Genomic DNA, 15,086 nt, shown 5'->3' with positions numbered 1-15,086 from the left:
ATTCATAGCTATACGGTAACTTCTATTAATTTTTGTCGGTAGGCAGTTAAGAGTTTGGACTTTGAAATGAATCCGATGTACTTGCCTTCTTTAACCACCGGCAGGTTCCATGCCTCGCTATCCTGGAATTTTTTCATGATCTCCTTCATTCGATCATTCTCAATATCAATAATTTCAGGGGCCTGCTGCATTATATCCTGCACCTTTACTTCATTATATAATTTTTCATCGAACATTATCGGCCTGATATCATCCAGTAAAATGATTCCCATGAAGTTACGATTTTCATCTATCACAGGAAAAATATTACGTGATGATTTCACCACTCCCTGATGAATCACATCGCCCAGATTCATGTCTATTTCAATAGGTATGAAATTCTTTTCGATCACCCGGGTTATATTCATGAGGGTAAGAACTGTATGATCTTTGTCATGTGTAAGTAGGTCCCCGCGCTGTGCAAGTTCCATAGTATATACCGAATGCGGTTGAAATTTGGAAGTGATCATAAATGAAATTGCAGAAGTAATCATCAGTGGAATAAAGAGTTCATAACCATGAGTAAGCTCGGCGATAAGGAAAATTGCCGTTAGGGGTGCATGCAGTACTCCGGCCATTAATCCTGCCATACCCACTAAAGTGAAATTACTAACTGAAATGGTATTTTTAAAGAGCCCCAGGTTATTAAGAATCAGGGCAAAACAATGTCCCATTGCGCTACCCATAAACATAACGGGAGCGAAGATTCCTCCAACTCCTCCAGCACTAAATGTGAGGGAAGAAGCAATGATCTTAAAGACTACAAGTCCTGCCAGTAAAAGGATAACCACCCATATGTTATCCAGATAAGCATTAAACAGGTTGTTGCCCAAAGCCTGTAAATAATTTTCATGTAGCAGGTTGTTCACTACATTATAACCCTCCCCATAGAGTGGGGGAATAAAATAGATCAAAACTCCCAGTGCAAGTCCGGCGATAATCAACCTGGCAAATGGTGATGTTATCTTAGCCAGGATACGCGTGAAATTAAAATAGATCTTTGAAAAATAAAGGGAACAGGCAGAGGCTAAAATTCCGAGTAATATGTAATAGGGGACCTCAGAAATATTAAAAGCATCTTTTAGTTCAAATGGTAAAATTATTTCACTACCAAAAAAGAAGTAGGAGGTAAGTATTGCTGAAACCGAAGCGATAAGTAAAGGTAGAAGCGAAGCTATGGTCAGGTCCAGGCTAAAGACTTCAATTGCAAAAATAATCGCGGCAATTGGTGCTTTAAAAATGGAAGACATGGCTCCTGCCGCCGCACAACCTATAAGGAGAGTCCTTGAGGTCTGGTTCATCATGAATATCCGGGAAATATTAGATCCAAGAGAAGCACCGGTTGCTACGGTGGGTCCCTCCAGTCCTACCGATCCTCCAAAACCTACCGTAATGGGAGCAGTTATAACAGAGGCATACATCTGGAAACGTTTCATTATCCCCTTCTGCCTTGAGATTGCATAAAGTGTGGTAGGGATACCGTGGCCTACTTTTCTTTTAAAAACAAATTTTATGATGAAGTAGACTATTAAAAGGCCTATTACCGGAAATATAAAATAAAAGGCGTCGTGGTAGTTCGCAATAAACTTGCCCTCCAGCAATGATTGGATTAGATGGGTGAGGTTTTTTATAATTACCGCGAATATGCCCGATACAAAACCTATTACCGCACTGAGCATCATCAAAAACTGGCGATGGGAAAGGTTTCTGGACTTCCAGTTCAAAAACCTGTGCAAGAAGGAATTCCTGAATTTCGCCACCGTCCCGAGATATTATTCTGTGAAGATATAAAATCCCGCATTATGCGGGATTTTACAGTTTTATAATTTCAATCTAAGATGTAATTCATCAAGTTGTTCTTCATCCAGCTTTGCCGGAGCATCTATCATCACATCCCTGCCTGCATTATTTTTAGGGAAGGCAATGAAATCCCTGATACTTTCCTGGCCTCCAAGAATAGCTACAAGCCGGTCAAATCCAAAAGCGATCCCTCCATGTGGGGGGGCACCATACTGGAATGCGTCCATCAAAAAGCCGAATTGTTCTTTAGCCTCTTCCGGGGTGAAACCAAGATATTTGAACATTTGGGATTGTGTCTCTTTATCATGAATTCTTATTGATCCTCCACCAATCTCATTTCCATTCAGTACAAGGTCATAAGCATTGGCCCTGACTTTACCCGGTTCTGTTTCAAGAAGGGCAAAGTCTTCTTTTTTTGGAGAGGTGAATGGATGGTGCATCGCGTGGAATCTTTCTGTCTCTTCATCCCATTCCAGAAGCGGGAAATCCACTACCCATAAAGGCGCGAACTCATCAGCCTTCCTCAATCCAAGCTCATTGCCAAGATGCATTCGTAGAGCGCTAAGCTGAGTTCTGGTTTTATCGGCATTGCCAGCCATTACAAGTATAAGGTCTCCGGGCTTTGCTCCCGTTTTATCTGCCCAGGCTTTAAGGTCATCCTGAGAATAGAATTTATCTACAGAGGATTTTAAGCTTCCGTCTTCGTTATATTTTGCCCAAACAAGCCCGTTGGCTCCAACCTGAGGTCTTTTAACCCAGGAGATCAAATTATCAATTTCCTTTCTGGTAAAACTGGCGGCATTTGGAACCGCGATACCAACTACCAGTTCCTGTTGATCAAAAACATTAAAGCCTTTATCCTTTGCAAGTTCATTGAGTTCGGCGAATTCCATTCCAAAGCGAATATCAGGCTTGTCATTCCCATACTTCCGCATAGCTTCATCAAAGGTCATCCTTGGGAATTTATCTACTTCAACAGCCTTGATCTCTTTAAGAAGATGGCGGGTTAGACCTTCGAAGATATTCAGAATATCTTCCTGGTCCACAAAAGCCATCTCGCAGTCTACCTGAGTAAATTCGGGCTGTCTGTCAGCTCTGAGATCTTCATCCCTGAAACATTTTACAATCTGAAAGTACTTATCCATTCCTCCAACCATCAATAGCTGCTTAAAGGTCTGTGGAGACTGGGGCAAGGCATAGAACTGGCCTTCGTTCATTCTGCTTGGCACCACAAAGTCACGGGCACCTTCAGGAGTTGATTTGATAAGATAAGGGGTTTCAACCTCGATAAAACCTTCCTGCGAAAGATAGTTTCTAACCTGCATAGCCACTTTATGGCGAAAGATCAGTTTATTCTTTACCGGATTTCGACGAATATCAAGGTATCGGTATTTCATTCTAAGGTCTTCACCGCCGTCAGTTTCATCTTCAATAGTGAAGGGGGGAGTTACAGAAGAATTAAGGATCTTGAAATCCTCTACGAGAACTTCAATTTCCCCGGTAGGGAGATTAGGATTTTTGGATTCCCTTTCTATCACACTACCTTCTACCTGGATCACGAATTCACGTGCCAGATTCTCAGCTTTTTCCATTAAATCTTTTGAAGATCTTTCCTCGTCAAAGATCAGCTGGGTAAGGCCGTAGCGATCGCGAAGATCTACCCAGATCATGAATCCTTTATTCCTTACTTTTTGAACCCAGCCGGAAAGGCTTACTTTTTCACCTATATGTTTAGCGTTTAGTTCACCACAGGTATGACTTCTGTACATTTTATCCTTCAGTTTAGAATGGGCACAAAAGTAAGAAGTTCTTATGTTTTCTATAAGTAATATGAATTAAAATTAATACATAATCTACCTAATGCATTGACAAAGCAAAGGGGTGAATAGCAACCCGTAATAGCTTTCAATGTTAACTTAAGGTTACCTTAATATTGATTTAATGTAAACTTTGGTTATTTTTGTTATGTTAGACATTACTAGAAAAGCGCTATGAAAATGGTGAAAAATATAGCATTAGTGACATTATTTCTTGCAGGAAGTGTTGCTATTGCCCAGGATAAAGACCCTGAACCTGAGTTTAAAAAACAGGGAGAATTAATTAAAGGAACTTTTTATTATGAAGATGGAAGTATTAGACAGGAAGGTACGTACAAGGACGGAAAGCTCCACGGGCAATGGGTTTCTTACGACCAAAACGGTGAAAAGACAACCATCGCATATTACAACAAGGGAGAAAAAGAAGGGAAATGGTTTTTTTGGAATGGTGATCAACTTACTGAAGTAGATTATGAAAACAACCGGATCGCTTCCGTAAGGAATTGGGAAACTAAAAACTCAATTCAAAAATGAATAGAAACTAATTTATATTAAAAAATAACCCCCCGAAGTAATACGGGGGGTTATTTTTTAGGCATTTACAAGTTCTTTCTCTTTCTTCTCTTTTCTTTCAATTCTTTTGTCCTTGAGCCTCACCTTTGCCCGGTTAACCAGGTAGAACATCACTGGTACAACTACCAGGGTCAGGAAAGTGGCGAATACCAGTCCGAAGATCACGGTCCAGGCAAGAGGTCCCCAGAAAATCACGTTGTCTCCCCCTATATAGATTCCCGGGTCATAATCCGTTATCAGGCCAAAGAAGTCTATGTTCAGCCCAACAGCTAATGGGATTAGCCCTAATACGGTGGTGATCGCTGTTAACAGTACAGGTCTTAACCTTGATTTTCCTCCGGCAACTATCATATCAAAATATTGTTTTCGGGTAAGGAGATCTTCCTTTTCAATACCCAACTCGATTTTCTTTCTGTCTATAAGGATTTGGGTATAATCTATCAATACGATAGCATTGTTCACTACAATTCCCGCAAGGGAAATAATACCCATCATGGTCATTATGATGATAAAGTCCATCTGGAATGTAATCAGCCCTAAGAAAACTCCAATCATACTCAGAACAACCGCCATAAGAATAATAAAAGGTTTGGTGATCGAGTTGAACTGGGCAACCAGAATAAGGAGTATCCCTCCAATTGCAATCAGGAGTGCCTTGAGAAGGAAGTTCATATTCTTTTGCTGTTCTTCCTGCTCCCCGGTAAATGCCAGGGTCATACTTTCAGGGAGTTCATAATTCTTCAAGGCATTTTGCAGTTGCTCAACAATCTGGTTCCCGTTATAATCCTGAAGCACATTTGAATAAATAGTGATCACTTTCTTAAGGTCCCTTCTTTTGATCGAACTAAATGAAGAGGCAACCTCAGTCTCTATCATCGATGAAATGGGTACCTGCCTTAATTCTCCTGAGTTCTGGTCTCTGAAGGTAATAGGCTGATTAAAAAGTGCATTTTCATTATACCTGTATTCATCGTTGAACCTAACATTCACTTCATAGTCTTCTTCGCCATCTTTATAGGTGGAAACCTCTTCACCATAGATGGCACGTCTTAGGGTCTGGCCGATCTGTGAAGTGGAGATTCCCAGCTGTCCTGCTTTACGGCGGTCTACCGTCACGTCAAGTTCCGGTTTAGATTTATTCACATCTATTTTAAGCTCTTCGATCCCTGGAAGGTTAAGCTCGTTGATATAGGACCGGATATTTTCCGCTTCGGCCAGCATCTCCTCATAATCTTCACCTTTGAGCTCTATATTTATGGGATATCCTGAAGGTGGGCCTGCCGCATCCTTTTCAACGATAATGGAGGCACCGGGGAATTGGTTTACAGCTTCCCGCACTTCACTAAGTACCTGTGCGCTTTCAACACCCCGCCTTTCCTTGAACTCACGCATTACTATGGTTACTTTGCCCTTGTGAGGCATGGCATTCTGCTGGCCGCCATCGGTTTGGGGGTTTCCGGCACCTTCGCCAACCTGTGAAATAACCGACTCAACCATAAAATTATAGCCATCTTCATCTTCATATTTTTCGATAACCTCAAAGATCTGCTGCTCTACTTTTTTCGTGAGCTCATTGGTTTTCTTGATATCAGTTCCTTCCGGATATTCGATATAAGTAATTACCTGTTTAGGCTGGTTTTCCGGAAAGAATAACACGTTTGGCTGAACCACTGCCATCAGAATAAAAGAAAATATCAGCAATCCGATAGTCCCAAAAAAGAATACATAAGATTTTCTGCCTCTAAGGGCGAATTTCAGAAAACGCTCGTAATTGGATTCCAGTTTCTTTAGAGCCTTGAACTGGAAGTAGTCTACAGCCTGTGAGAGTACATATTTATAGAACCACAGGAGGAGTACGGCAAGTAGAAACAGGTTGCCCAATGCTCTTAGCACTCCTAAAGGCAGCACATAGCCTGCAGTAAGCAGGATAAAACCAATCCCGCTCATTATAATGCTTACTCGTATCAATCTTTTCTTTGATATTTTACCTTCTTCAGTCTTCATGAACTCTGAGGTAAGCATGGAGTTGATTATCAGGGCCACAAATAGTGAAGACCCTAATACTATTGAAAGAGTAATGGGGAAGATCACCATGAATTTTCCAATAGTTCCCGGCCAAAGCCCCAACGGGAAAAATGCCATAAGCGTGGTTGCAGTGGAAGCGATGATAGGCCAGGCGATCTCGCCAAGCCCCTGTTTGGCTGCTTTAATCCGTGGCATGCCTTCGTCCATAAGACTGTACACATTTTCCACTACTACAATCCCGTTATCTACCAGCATCCCCAGCCCCATAACCAGTGCAAAGAGCACCATGGTATTAAGGGTGTAGCCCAGACTGGATAAAATGACATACGACAGGAACATTGATAATGGAATTGCAAGACCCACAAATAATGAGTTACGGAATCCCAGGAAAAACATAAGTACCAGGACTACCAGGATCACCCCGAAAATGATATTGTTTACCAGATCGTTCACCTGGTTTCTGGTATCAGTGGAAAGGTCATTGGTAAGGCTTATATGCAAAGATCCGGGCAGGTATTCTTCCTGTTCTTTTGCAATAATTTCCTTAATCTGATCTACCGCCTCGATCATATTTTTTCCACTACGCTTTTTAACATCCAGCATCACCACGGGTTCCCCATATTCCCTTGCATAAGTTGTAGGGTCTTTCTCTTTGAACCTTACCTCTGCAATATCTTTCAAAAAGATATTACCACCTTCCTGTTTTACCACTACATTTTCCAGTTCTTCAGGATCTTCAATCTCACCAATGATCCTGATATTCTTCTGGGTGCCACTGGTAATAATGTTTCCCCCTGAAATAGTACGGTTCTCCGAGCTAACCGCACTTATAATATCATTGAAACTAACCTTGGAAGCCGTCATTTTATAGACATCTACGGCTATCTCCACCTCCATATCTTCAGCTCCGCGAATACTTGCCTCCTTGATCTGGGGCAATAATTCTATTTTTTCCTGAAGATGTTCAGCATAATCCTTAAGTTGCTGTACGGTATAATCACCGGTAAGATTTATGTTCAGTATTGGCTGTTCTTCTGAGATGTTAAGATCGAACACGTTGGGTTCTACTTTCGCCCCGTTATCCAGAGTGGGCCAGGTGGTTTCAGCCTTTACAAGATCCACCTTGTCTTTGATCTTTTGCTTGGCCACATCAACATTTACTTCTTCTTCAAATTCAACGATTACAAGGGAATAATCCTGAAGGGTAGTGGAGGAGATCTCCGTTACTCCCCCAACATCGTTGAATTCTTCCTCCAGTGGTTCGGTGATGAATTTTTCGACATCCTCTGCCGAGTTCCCGGGATTAATGGAGCTAATGTAGATCTTTGTCTCAATGACTTCCGGGAATGATTCCCGCGGCATACTATAGTAGGAAAGCAATCCCCCGACCAGTAATATGGCAACGATGACGTAGACCGTCATCTTATTGTCAATGGCCCAGGATGAAAGTTTAAATTCTCTGTCTATCTTATTCATTATCCTCAGCTCTTTTGGTTCTTACTTCCTGACCATCTCTCAGATTCTTTGCTCCTTCTGTGATGAGAATATCCCCGGTATTAATGCCATTCTTCACCTCAATGCTATCATTATAGGTGTAGCCAACTTCAACGACGGCTTTCTCTGCTGTACCAATGCCGGAATTTCCATTAGGTTTATAAAGGTATACCAGGCTTTCACCCATTGCATTTTTCTGAATACTGCTTTCAGGGATAACAATGGCCGTATCTGAGGTGTAATCGTTCAGTTTTATGGTGGCAATCTGGTTTGGTTTGATCATGCCTTTTTCGTTAGGTACCGAAACCTCAATGCGAAAAGTCCGGTTGTTGGGATTAATATTATTGCCTACCTGGCTAACCTGTCCTTCAAATTCCTTTCCAACCGAAGAGATCTGAACCTTTACATCAGTCCCTTTCTGAATTTTACTCAGATAATTTTCAGGAACCTCTGCTTCAACATACATCTTGTCCAGGCTTATCAGTCTGAACAGCTGATTTTGCCCCGGATTCACCACCTCGCCCTGCTCGCTTATCACATCGTCTATCACTCCACTGAATGGGGCTCTTACCACCGTTTTGGCAAGCTGGGATTTAAGCTGGTTAACGGAACTCTCAAGAGCTTCGTAATTGGTTTTGGCTTCCAGGTACTGGATCTCAGATCCAATATTCTGCTCCCATAATCTTTGCTGGCGCTCATAGGTGGTCTTCGCGAGCCTGGCCTGCGCTTCCATCTGAGCTAACTGGTTCTTCAAACCGCCGTCATCAATCACTGCCAGTATCTGGCCTCTGGAAACTCTTTCTCCTTCATTTACCTTCACACTGGTAAGAATACCTGAATATTCGGGATAAATTATGATGTTCTCATCGGTAGCGACATTGCCCTGAACTTCGGCATAATGCTTGAATTTTTGCTGGTTCAGGGTGTCGATGCTTACAAGTGCAAAATTTCGATTTTTATCAAGTTTCTTAATGGCCTCGTCCAGCTGATCGATCTCTTTGGAGAGCTCGCTCTGCAGGTTGCTCAACTCGGCCTTTTTGGCTCTTATTTCGCTAAGGTCTTGTGTGGATATCACATCTTCTATCGATCTTTCTTCATTGTTCCCACAAGCAACAAAAAGGCCTATGATTCCTGTTAGCAGAATAAATTTTTTCATTGTATGAATTGTATGAAAGGAGTGTTTAGTTTTCATCGTTATAGGTTCTGGTATCAAGTAGATTTTCAAGTTCAACTTTGGCGGTGATCACATCCAGCATGGATTGCAGATAATTTTGCTGCGCAGAATACAGCTGCCGCTGTGCTTCGCTTAGCTCAAAACTGCTGGCGATTCCTTCAAAGAATTTCACCTGATTCTTGGTTTCGATCCTTTCAGCCAGATCGAGATTTCTTATTGCATTCTGGTAATTCTCCAGACTGAACTCGTATTCGCTTTTTGCCATATTTATCTGGCGTTTCACCTCATTTTCTGTCTCTTCCAGTTCCAGGAGAGCCTGTTCGTATTCTATTTCTCTTTGTTTGGTCCTTGAGCTTCTCATCCCGCTGCTGAAAATCGGGATATTCAGACTTACGCCCAGGATGGACTGGCCAAAATATTCCTGCTCGCTGTTAAGGAAGGTGAACTTATCACTGTAACCCTGATAACCATAATTCACAAATCCCGTAAGTGTGGGAAGGGCTTTTGCCTTTTGAAGCTTTACCTGGATCTGAGCAGATTCGGCCGAATTCTTTGCAATGCGATAATCTATGTTCTCTTCTATTGGGATTTCGTCCTGTAACAGGGAAATATCGTAATATTTCATTGCCAGCTCATCAAGATCGTTAGTGAGGGTGACCTTGTTTTCAACCGGAATTCCCAGACTGAGGTTCAGCATTTCATAAGCGATATTGCGCATTCTCTTGCTTCGGCTCATGTCATTTTTAAGGCCCAGCAGTGTGATTTCCAGCTGTTCAACATCCTCCTGTTCCGTAAGTCCGTTCTCATAGATCTTTTTGGTATCCTCATAATTCTTCTGGAGGGATGCAACGTTCTTTTCCAGGATCTCCACGCTCTCTTCTGCAAGGAGCACATTTCCGTAGGCGTTGATGACTGCTTCCTTGATCTGGAGATCTGTCTTTGTTTTGGCATTTTTTGAGATCTGAAGCAGGGTCTTGACAGATTGAATGCCCACTATATAAGAGCCGTCAAAAATAAGCTGGTTCCAGGTTGCCGTGGCATTCATGCTTTGTTTGGTGCCGAAGCGAACCGGGATAAAACCCTCGGGGGCATCTACCGGTACATTATTTCGCTGTACATTTTGAAAATAATCCTGAACAATGTCTATGGTGCTCTGTGTATTGTCAAAGGCAGCCGCAGGTAAAAGTGTCACAGGTTGTTTCAGGTAGTTCTGGTAATCAAGACTTCCATTGATCTGAGGTAGCCCTTGAGCTATGATCTCCCATTTTTGCTGCAGGGCAACATCCACATCCTTCTGGGCAATCTGCGACCTGTAATTATTTTCGATTCCAAATTCTATGGCTTCCTGCAGCGAGAAGGAATATGTTTTAATACTATCATTTTCCTGGGCGAATCCGGTGAAACAGCCAAGTAAAAAGATAAGAAAGGCTTTCTTTAATTTATCCATGATTAATTAATAGTTCTTCCAGTTTTTGAATTCCTTTTTCAGTACAAATAGCTCTCAGATGATACTCCATAAGCTGCTCCATAAGATAAATTTTTGAATATTCTTCAGGAGAGAACAGGTCGGGGTCCTTTATGTTCTGCATTGCTTTAAAGTAGATCTTACTGATAAAGTCTACCGGGATATCTTTGCGATAGCAACCGTTTTTTATCCCTCGTTCCAGATTCGCCTTAACACAGGATTCCATAAGATGGAACTGCTTTGAGGTAAGATCGTTATATATCTTTGGGTAATATTTTTGAAGCTGATATTGTGGTGAGGATTTCTCATCCTTAAGCCGGTGCATTACAAATCTCTTGATCTCAAAGTTTTCTTCAAGGGGATCCTTCTCTGTCGCAATGATCTCATTTATTCCACTTTGAATGGTGTGAAAAATATGAGTTGCCGCATCATGAACCAGTTTGGTTTTGGTGGGGTAATGGTTGTAAATGGTTTTTTTAGACATACCCAGCCTATCGGCAATATCGTCCATGGTCACACTTTTAAAACCATAATCAAGGAACATTTCCGCCGCCGTTATTAAAATCTTGTTTTCCAATTCTCCTAAATTTTGCAGCAAAATTATATCACGGAAACTTTAAAAACAAAAAAAGTTTCCAAAGTTTAAATTTATTTAACGATTGCTTAAAATTTGAATTAGTCTCAATTATGGTATTTTAGCGGAAAAATTTTGACCTCATGCTATCGATTTCCCAGTATAGAGAAGCCATAATAGATTATCTGCACGAAAAGATCAGGGTAAAGGAACCAGCCAATTTATATGAACCGATGGTTTATATCCTTGAACAGGGAGGAAAGCGCTTAAGACCCGTACTCGTACTAATGGCGACCGAAATATTTGACTGCAATTACAGGAAGGCACTCGATGCGGCTCTGGCTATAGAGATGTTCCATAATTTTTCACTCGTACATGACGATATTATGGATGATGCACCCTTAAGAAGAGGTGAGCAGACCGTTCATGAAAAATGGGATATCAATACCGGGATTCTTTCGGGCGATGCCATGCTCATTAATGCCTATCAGCTTTTTGAAAGTTATGAGGGAGATATCTTTAAAGAACTTTCCACGCTTTTCACTAAAACGGCGATACAGGTATGCGAAGGTCAGCAATACGATATCGATTTTGAGACGAGGGATAATGTGAGTATTGATGATTATCTTTTAATGATCGAGTATAAGACGGCTGTGCTTGTTGGGGCTTCACTGCAAATGGGAGCTATCGTTGCCGGGACTTCAAAGGAGTGCAAGGAAGCTATTTATCAGTATGGCAGATTGCTCGGGATCGCCTTTCAGCTTCAGGACGACTACCTGGATGCTTTTGGGGATCCCGAGACATTTGGTAAGCAGGCCGGAGGAGATATCATAGAGAACAAGAAAACCTTTTTATACCTGAAGACTCTGGAACTGGCTGGCAGGAGCGAGTCATTGCAACTGGAACATTTGTATTCCATTAGTCCGGCCGAAAATTCCGGAAAGATAGAGGCGGTAAAAGCCCTTTTTGAAAGCAGTGGTGCTGCAGAACTCACCCGAAAGGAAATAGAGAACTATACCGATAAGGCTTTCAGGATACTGGATAAAATAGAATTGCCTGAAGCTAAAAAGGAGCCGCTACGCAAGTTCGGGCATATGCTTATGGAGCGTCAGGTTTAATATTATTCAGGTATTACACTCATTTTATAGGAAATAGGCATTTTAATCATCATTTTTTTGTCAGTGTTAAAATTCCTATAATCCAATAGATAATTATCATAAAGCCTGCAAGCTGTTTTTTTTAAAAATTGTATTTTTGCTATGTTTTTAAAACAAAAGAAACATTTGTTTCAATTTTATGGATAGATTTTCATTTCTAAATGCTGCTCATACTGCTTATTTCGCAGAACTTTACGATCAATATTTAAAAAACCCTGACAGTATAGAGCCCAGTTGGAGGGCTTTTTTTCAAGGATTTGATTTCGGGATGCAACAAAACGGGGTTTCCGATGAAGTATTGGAGGAAGCGCCTGTTGAATTTACTGAAGGAGAGATACCAGCACATGTTATTAAGGAGTTTCAGGTAATCCGGCTGATAGATGGCTACCGTACCCGGGGGCATTTGTTTACCAAAACCAACCCGGTTAGGGAACGAAGAAAATACTCACCCACGTTAGATATTTCCAATTTCGGTCTGGAAGAAAGTGATCTCAGCACCACCTTTAATGCAGGTGATATACTAGGAATAGGACCTGCCAGCCTAAAGGAGATCATCAGGCATCTGGAACAGGTTTACTGTGATTCGATTGGTATTGAATACATGTATATCCGGAAGCCGGAAGAGATCCAGTGGATTCAGGATAAATTAAATGTAAACGAGAATCATCCCGATTATGATGAGGATCGCAAAAAACAGATCCTTAAGAAACTTAACGAAGCTGTTTCTTTTGAATCGTTTCTTCATACAAAATATGTAGGCCAGAAGAGGTTTTCACTGGAAGGAGGGGAAAGTCTTATCCCGGCTCTTGATGCTTTGATAGAAAAAGCAGCAGAGCTTGGTGTTAAAGATTTCGTGATGGGAATGGCCCATCGTGGAAGATTGAACACACTTACTAATATCTTCGGAAAAAGTGCCAAGGATATTTTCAGCGAATTTGACGGAAAGGATTACGAGCAGGATATTTTTGACGGAGACGTAAAATATCATCTTGGCTGGACCTCCTGCCGTACAACCGATACGGGGAAAGAAATAAATATCAATATCGCACCTAACCCGTCACACCTGGAGACCGTGGGGTCTGTAGTAGAAGGTATCACGCGAGCCAAACAGGATCGCCGGTACAATGGAGATAACTCAAAGGTGCTTCCAATCCTGGTGCACGGGGATGCGGCAATTGCCGGACAGGGTGTGGTTTATGAAATTATACAAATGGCGCAGCTGGAAGGTTACCAAACCGGCGGTACCATTCATATAGTGGTGAACAACCAGATAGGCTTTACCACCAATTATCTTGACGCAAGAAGTTCAACTTACTGTACCGATGTAGGAAAGGTTACGCTTTCTCCCGTACTTCATGTAAATGCCGATGATGCTGAAGCAGTGGTACATGCCATACTGTTCGCACTGGATTTCAGGATGAAATTCAAAAGGGATGTATTCATTGATCTTCTAGGATACAGAAAGTATGGTCATAATGAAGGAGATGAACCTAGGTTTACCCAGCCTAAACTTTATAAAGCGATCGCGAAGCATGAGAATGCGCGTGATATATACTTCGAGAAGCTTAAAAAGGAAGGTGTTGTAGATGATGAATATCTGAAGAAACTGGAAGAGACCTATAAAGCGGCCCTGGAAGAGAAGCTTGAAGATTCCCGAAAAGAAGAGACCACCAGGATAACTCCTTTCATGCAGGATGAATGGGAAGGTTTCGATAATGTCCAGGAAGATAGAATGATGGAAGAAGTGGATACCACTTTCCCTCTTGAAAAGCTGGACAAAGTGGCTGAAGCTGTTTCCAAACTTCCGGAAGACAAGAAGTTTATGAGAAAGATCCAGAAACTCATAGACGCAAGACGTAAGATGTACTTTGAAGATAATAAGCTGGACTGGGCGATGGCCGAGCATCTTGCTTATGGGTCGTTGATGACCGAAGGTTATAATATCCGGATCAGCGGGCAGGATAGTGAAAGAGGTACTTTTTCTCACCGTCATGGCATTGTTAAAGTAGAAGACAGCGAAGAAGAGATCATTCTTCATAATAATATCGAGAACAGGGACGGTGATTTTTTCATTTATAATTCACCGCTTTCTGAATACGGGGTGGTTGGTTTTGACTATGGTTATGCCATGGCAAGTCCTACCACACTGGCAATCTGGGAAGCCCAGTTCGGGGATTTCGTGAATGGGGCCCAGATCATGATAGATCAGTACATCTCTGCAGCTGAAGATAAATGGAAGCTGCAAAACGGACTGGTAATGTTACTTCCTCATGGTTATGAAGGCCAGGGAGCTGAACACTCCTCAGGTAGGATGGAACGGTTTCTTCAGCTTTGTGCAAAGGACAATATGTATGTAGCCGATATTTCAACACCGGCCAACATGTTCCATCTTCTAAGAAGACAGATGAAGATTAAGTTCAGAAAACCGCTTATCATTTTCACTCCTAAGAGTTTGCTTCGTCATCCTAGAGTGATCTCTACCAAAGAAGAGTTTGCTAATGGAAGTTTTCAGCCTGTTATAGACGATTCGGAAGCAAGTGCAGATAAGGTGAAAAGCCTAGTATTCTGTACGGGTAAATTTTACTATGATCTGCTGAAACATAAGGAAGAGAATAATAGAGAAGATGTGGCGCTTGTGAGGGTAGAGCAACTATTCCCGCTGCCAACATCTACGATGAAGGAAATGATGGATAAATATACCAATGCAGACGATATAGTATGGGCTCAGGAGGAGCCCCGAAATATGGGTGCATATAGTCATCTTTTGCTGCATTTTGAAGAAGCGCGAAAATTCAGGGTATGCAGCCGTAAATTTTACGGATCTCCTGCTGCTGGTAGTGCCGTTCGATTTAAAAAACGACATGAGCGTGTGATCAATAGCGTTTTCGATAAAGATCTAAACGAAGAAGAAAATAATTAAGAATCAACGATTTCCTGAAGTTCAGGAACCAAAATAAAACAAGAATAA

The 15,086-nt window shown here is 41.7% G+C and carries 9 protein-coding genes; 3 read left to right on the top strand and 6 right to left on the bottom strand.

Going from position 1 to position 15,086, the window contains the following annotated elements; translation table 11 throughout:
- Nucleotides 1–8: 8 nt before the first annotated feature.
- Together LU635_RS06230 and aspS are read right to left on the bottom strand one after the other, a co-directional pair.
- Nucleotides 9–1,799, bottom strand: a complete 1,791-nt coding sequence (locus LU635_RS06230; protein ID WP_240097284.1) for a chloride channel protein — start codon at nucleotides 1,797–1,799, stop codon at nucleotides 9–11.
- 60 nt (nucleotides 1,800–1,859) lie between these two features.
- Nucleotides 1,860–3,608 (bottom strand): aspartate--tRNA ligase, encoded by a 1,749-nt coding sequence (aspS, locus tag LU635_RS06225; protein WP_240097282.1) that lies wholly within the window; start codon nucleotides 3,606–3,608, stop codon nucleotides 1,860–1,862.
- Between the two features lie 228 nt (nucleotides 3,609–3,836).
- Here aspS and LU635_RS06220 point away from each other — a divergent pair, with 228 nt between their 5' ends.
- Nucleotides 3,837–4,190, top strand: a complete 354-nt coding sequence (locus LU635_RS06220) for a toxin-antitoxin system YwqK family antitoxin (protein ID WP_341482117.1) — start codon at nucleotides 3,837–3,839, stop codon at nucleotides 4,188–4,190.
- A gap of 57 nt (nucleotides 4,191–4,247) precedes the next feature.
- Here LU635_RS06220 and LU635_RS06215 read toward each other — a convergent pair whose 3' ends face one another.
- Genes LU635_RS06215 through LU635_RS06200 form a run of 4 tightly spaced genes read right to left on the bottom strand, consistent with a single transcriptional unit; the run spans nucleotide 4,248 to nucleotide 10,964 of the window.
- Nucleotides 4,248–7,730, bottom strand: a complete 3,483-nt coding sequence (locus LU635_RS06215; RefSeq protein ID WP_240097278.1) for an efflux RND transporter permease subunit — start codon at nucleotides 7,728–7,730, stop codon at nucleotides 4,248–4,250.
- On the bottom strand, nucleotides 7,723–8,904 hold the full coding sequence (locus LU635_RS06210; protein ID WP_240097276.1) for an efflux RND transporter periplasmic adaptor subunit: 1,182 nt from the start codon (nucleotides 8,902–8,904) through the stop codon (nucleotides 7,723–7,725). The genes LU635_RS06215 and LU635_RS06210 overlap by 8 nt, the downstream gene beginning before the upstream one ends.
- A 25-nt stretch (nucleotides 8,905–8,929) precedes the next feature.
- Nucleotides 8,930–10,369 carry a TolC family protein gene (locus LU635_RS06205; protein ID WP_240097274.1) on the bottom strand — a complete coding sequence of 480 codons (1,440 nt, stop codon included), beginning with the start codon at nucleotides 10,367–10,369 and terminating at the stop codon, nucleotides 8,930–8,932.
- On the bottom strand, nucleotides 10,362–10,964 hold the full coding sequence (locus tag LU635_RS06200; RefSeq protein ID WP_240097272.1) for a TetR/AcrR family transcriptional regulator: 603 nt from the start codon (nucleotides 10,962–10,964) through the stop codon (nucleotides 10,362–10,364). The genes LU635_RS06205 and LU635_RS06200 overlap by 8 nt, the downstream gene beginning before the upstream one ends.
- 140 nt (nucleotides 10,965–11,104) lie before the next feature.
- Here LU635_RS06200 and LU635_RS06195 point away from each other — a divergent pair, with 140 nt between their 5' ends.
- Together LU635_RS06195 and LU635_RS06190 are read left to right on the top strand one after the other, a co-directional pair.
- Entirely contained in the window at nucleotides 11,105–12,079 is a 975-nt protein-coding gene (locus LU635_RS06195; RefSeq protein ID WP_240097270.1) for a polyprenyl synthetase family protein, read from the top strand.
- A gap of 178 nt (nucleotides 12,080–12,257) precedes the next feature.
- On the top strand, nucleotides 12,258–15,038 hold the full coding sequence (locus LU635_RS06190) for a 2-oxoglutarate dehydrogenase E1 component (protein ID WP_240097268.1): 2,781 nt from the start codon (nucleotides 12,258–12,260) through the stop codon (nucleotides 15,036–15,038).
- Nucleotides 15,039–15,086: the final 48 nt, after the last annotated feature.

The sequence above is a fragment of the Christiangramia crocea genome (assembly GCF_022410465.1).
In the GTDB taxonomy this organism is placed as follows: Bacteria; Bacteroidota; Bacteroidia; order Flavobacteriales; family Flavobacteriaceae; genus Christiangramia; species Christiangramia crocea.
The sequence above is the reverse complement of the archived record's forward strand: the minus strand, read 5'-3'. Positions and strand labels throughout refer to the sequence as shown.

Coding starts and splice junctions, on each gene's coding strand:
- aspS (WP_240097282.1), bottom strand. CDS start 3,608: ATGTACAGAAGTCATACCTGTGGTGAACTAAACGCTAAACATATAGGT.
- LU635_RS06220 (WP_341482117.1), top strand. CDS start 3,837: ATGGTGAAAAATATAGCATTAGTGACATTATTTCTTGCAGGAAGTGTT.
- LU635_RS06215 (WP_240097278.1), bottom strand. CDS start 7,730: ATGAATAAGATAGACAGAGAATTTAAACTTTCATCCTGGGCCATTGAC.
- LU635_RS06210 (WP_240097276.1), bottom strand. CDS start 8,904: ATGAAAAAATTTATTCTGCTAACAGGAATCATAGGCCTTTTTGTTGCT.
- LU635_RS06205 (WP_240097274.1), bottom strand. CDS start 10,369: ATGGATAAATTAAAGAAAGCCTTTCTTATCTTTTTACTTGGCTGTTTC.
- LU635_RS06195 (WP_240097270.1), top strand. CDS start 11,105: ATGCTATCGATTTCCCAGTATAGAGAAGCCATAATAGATTATCTGCAC.
- LU635_RS06190 (WP_240097268.1), top strand. CDS start 12,258: ATGGATAGATTTTCATTTCTAAATGCTGCTCATACTGCTTATTTCGCA.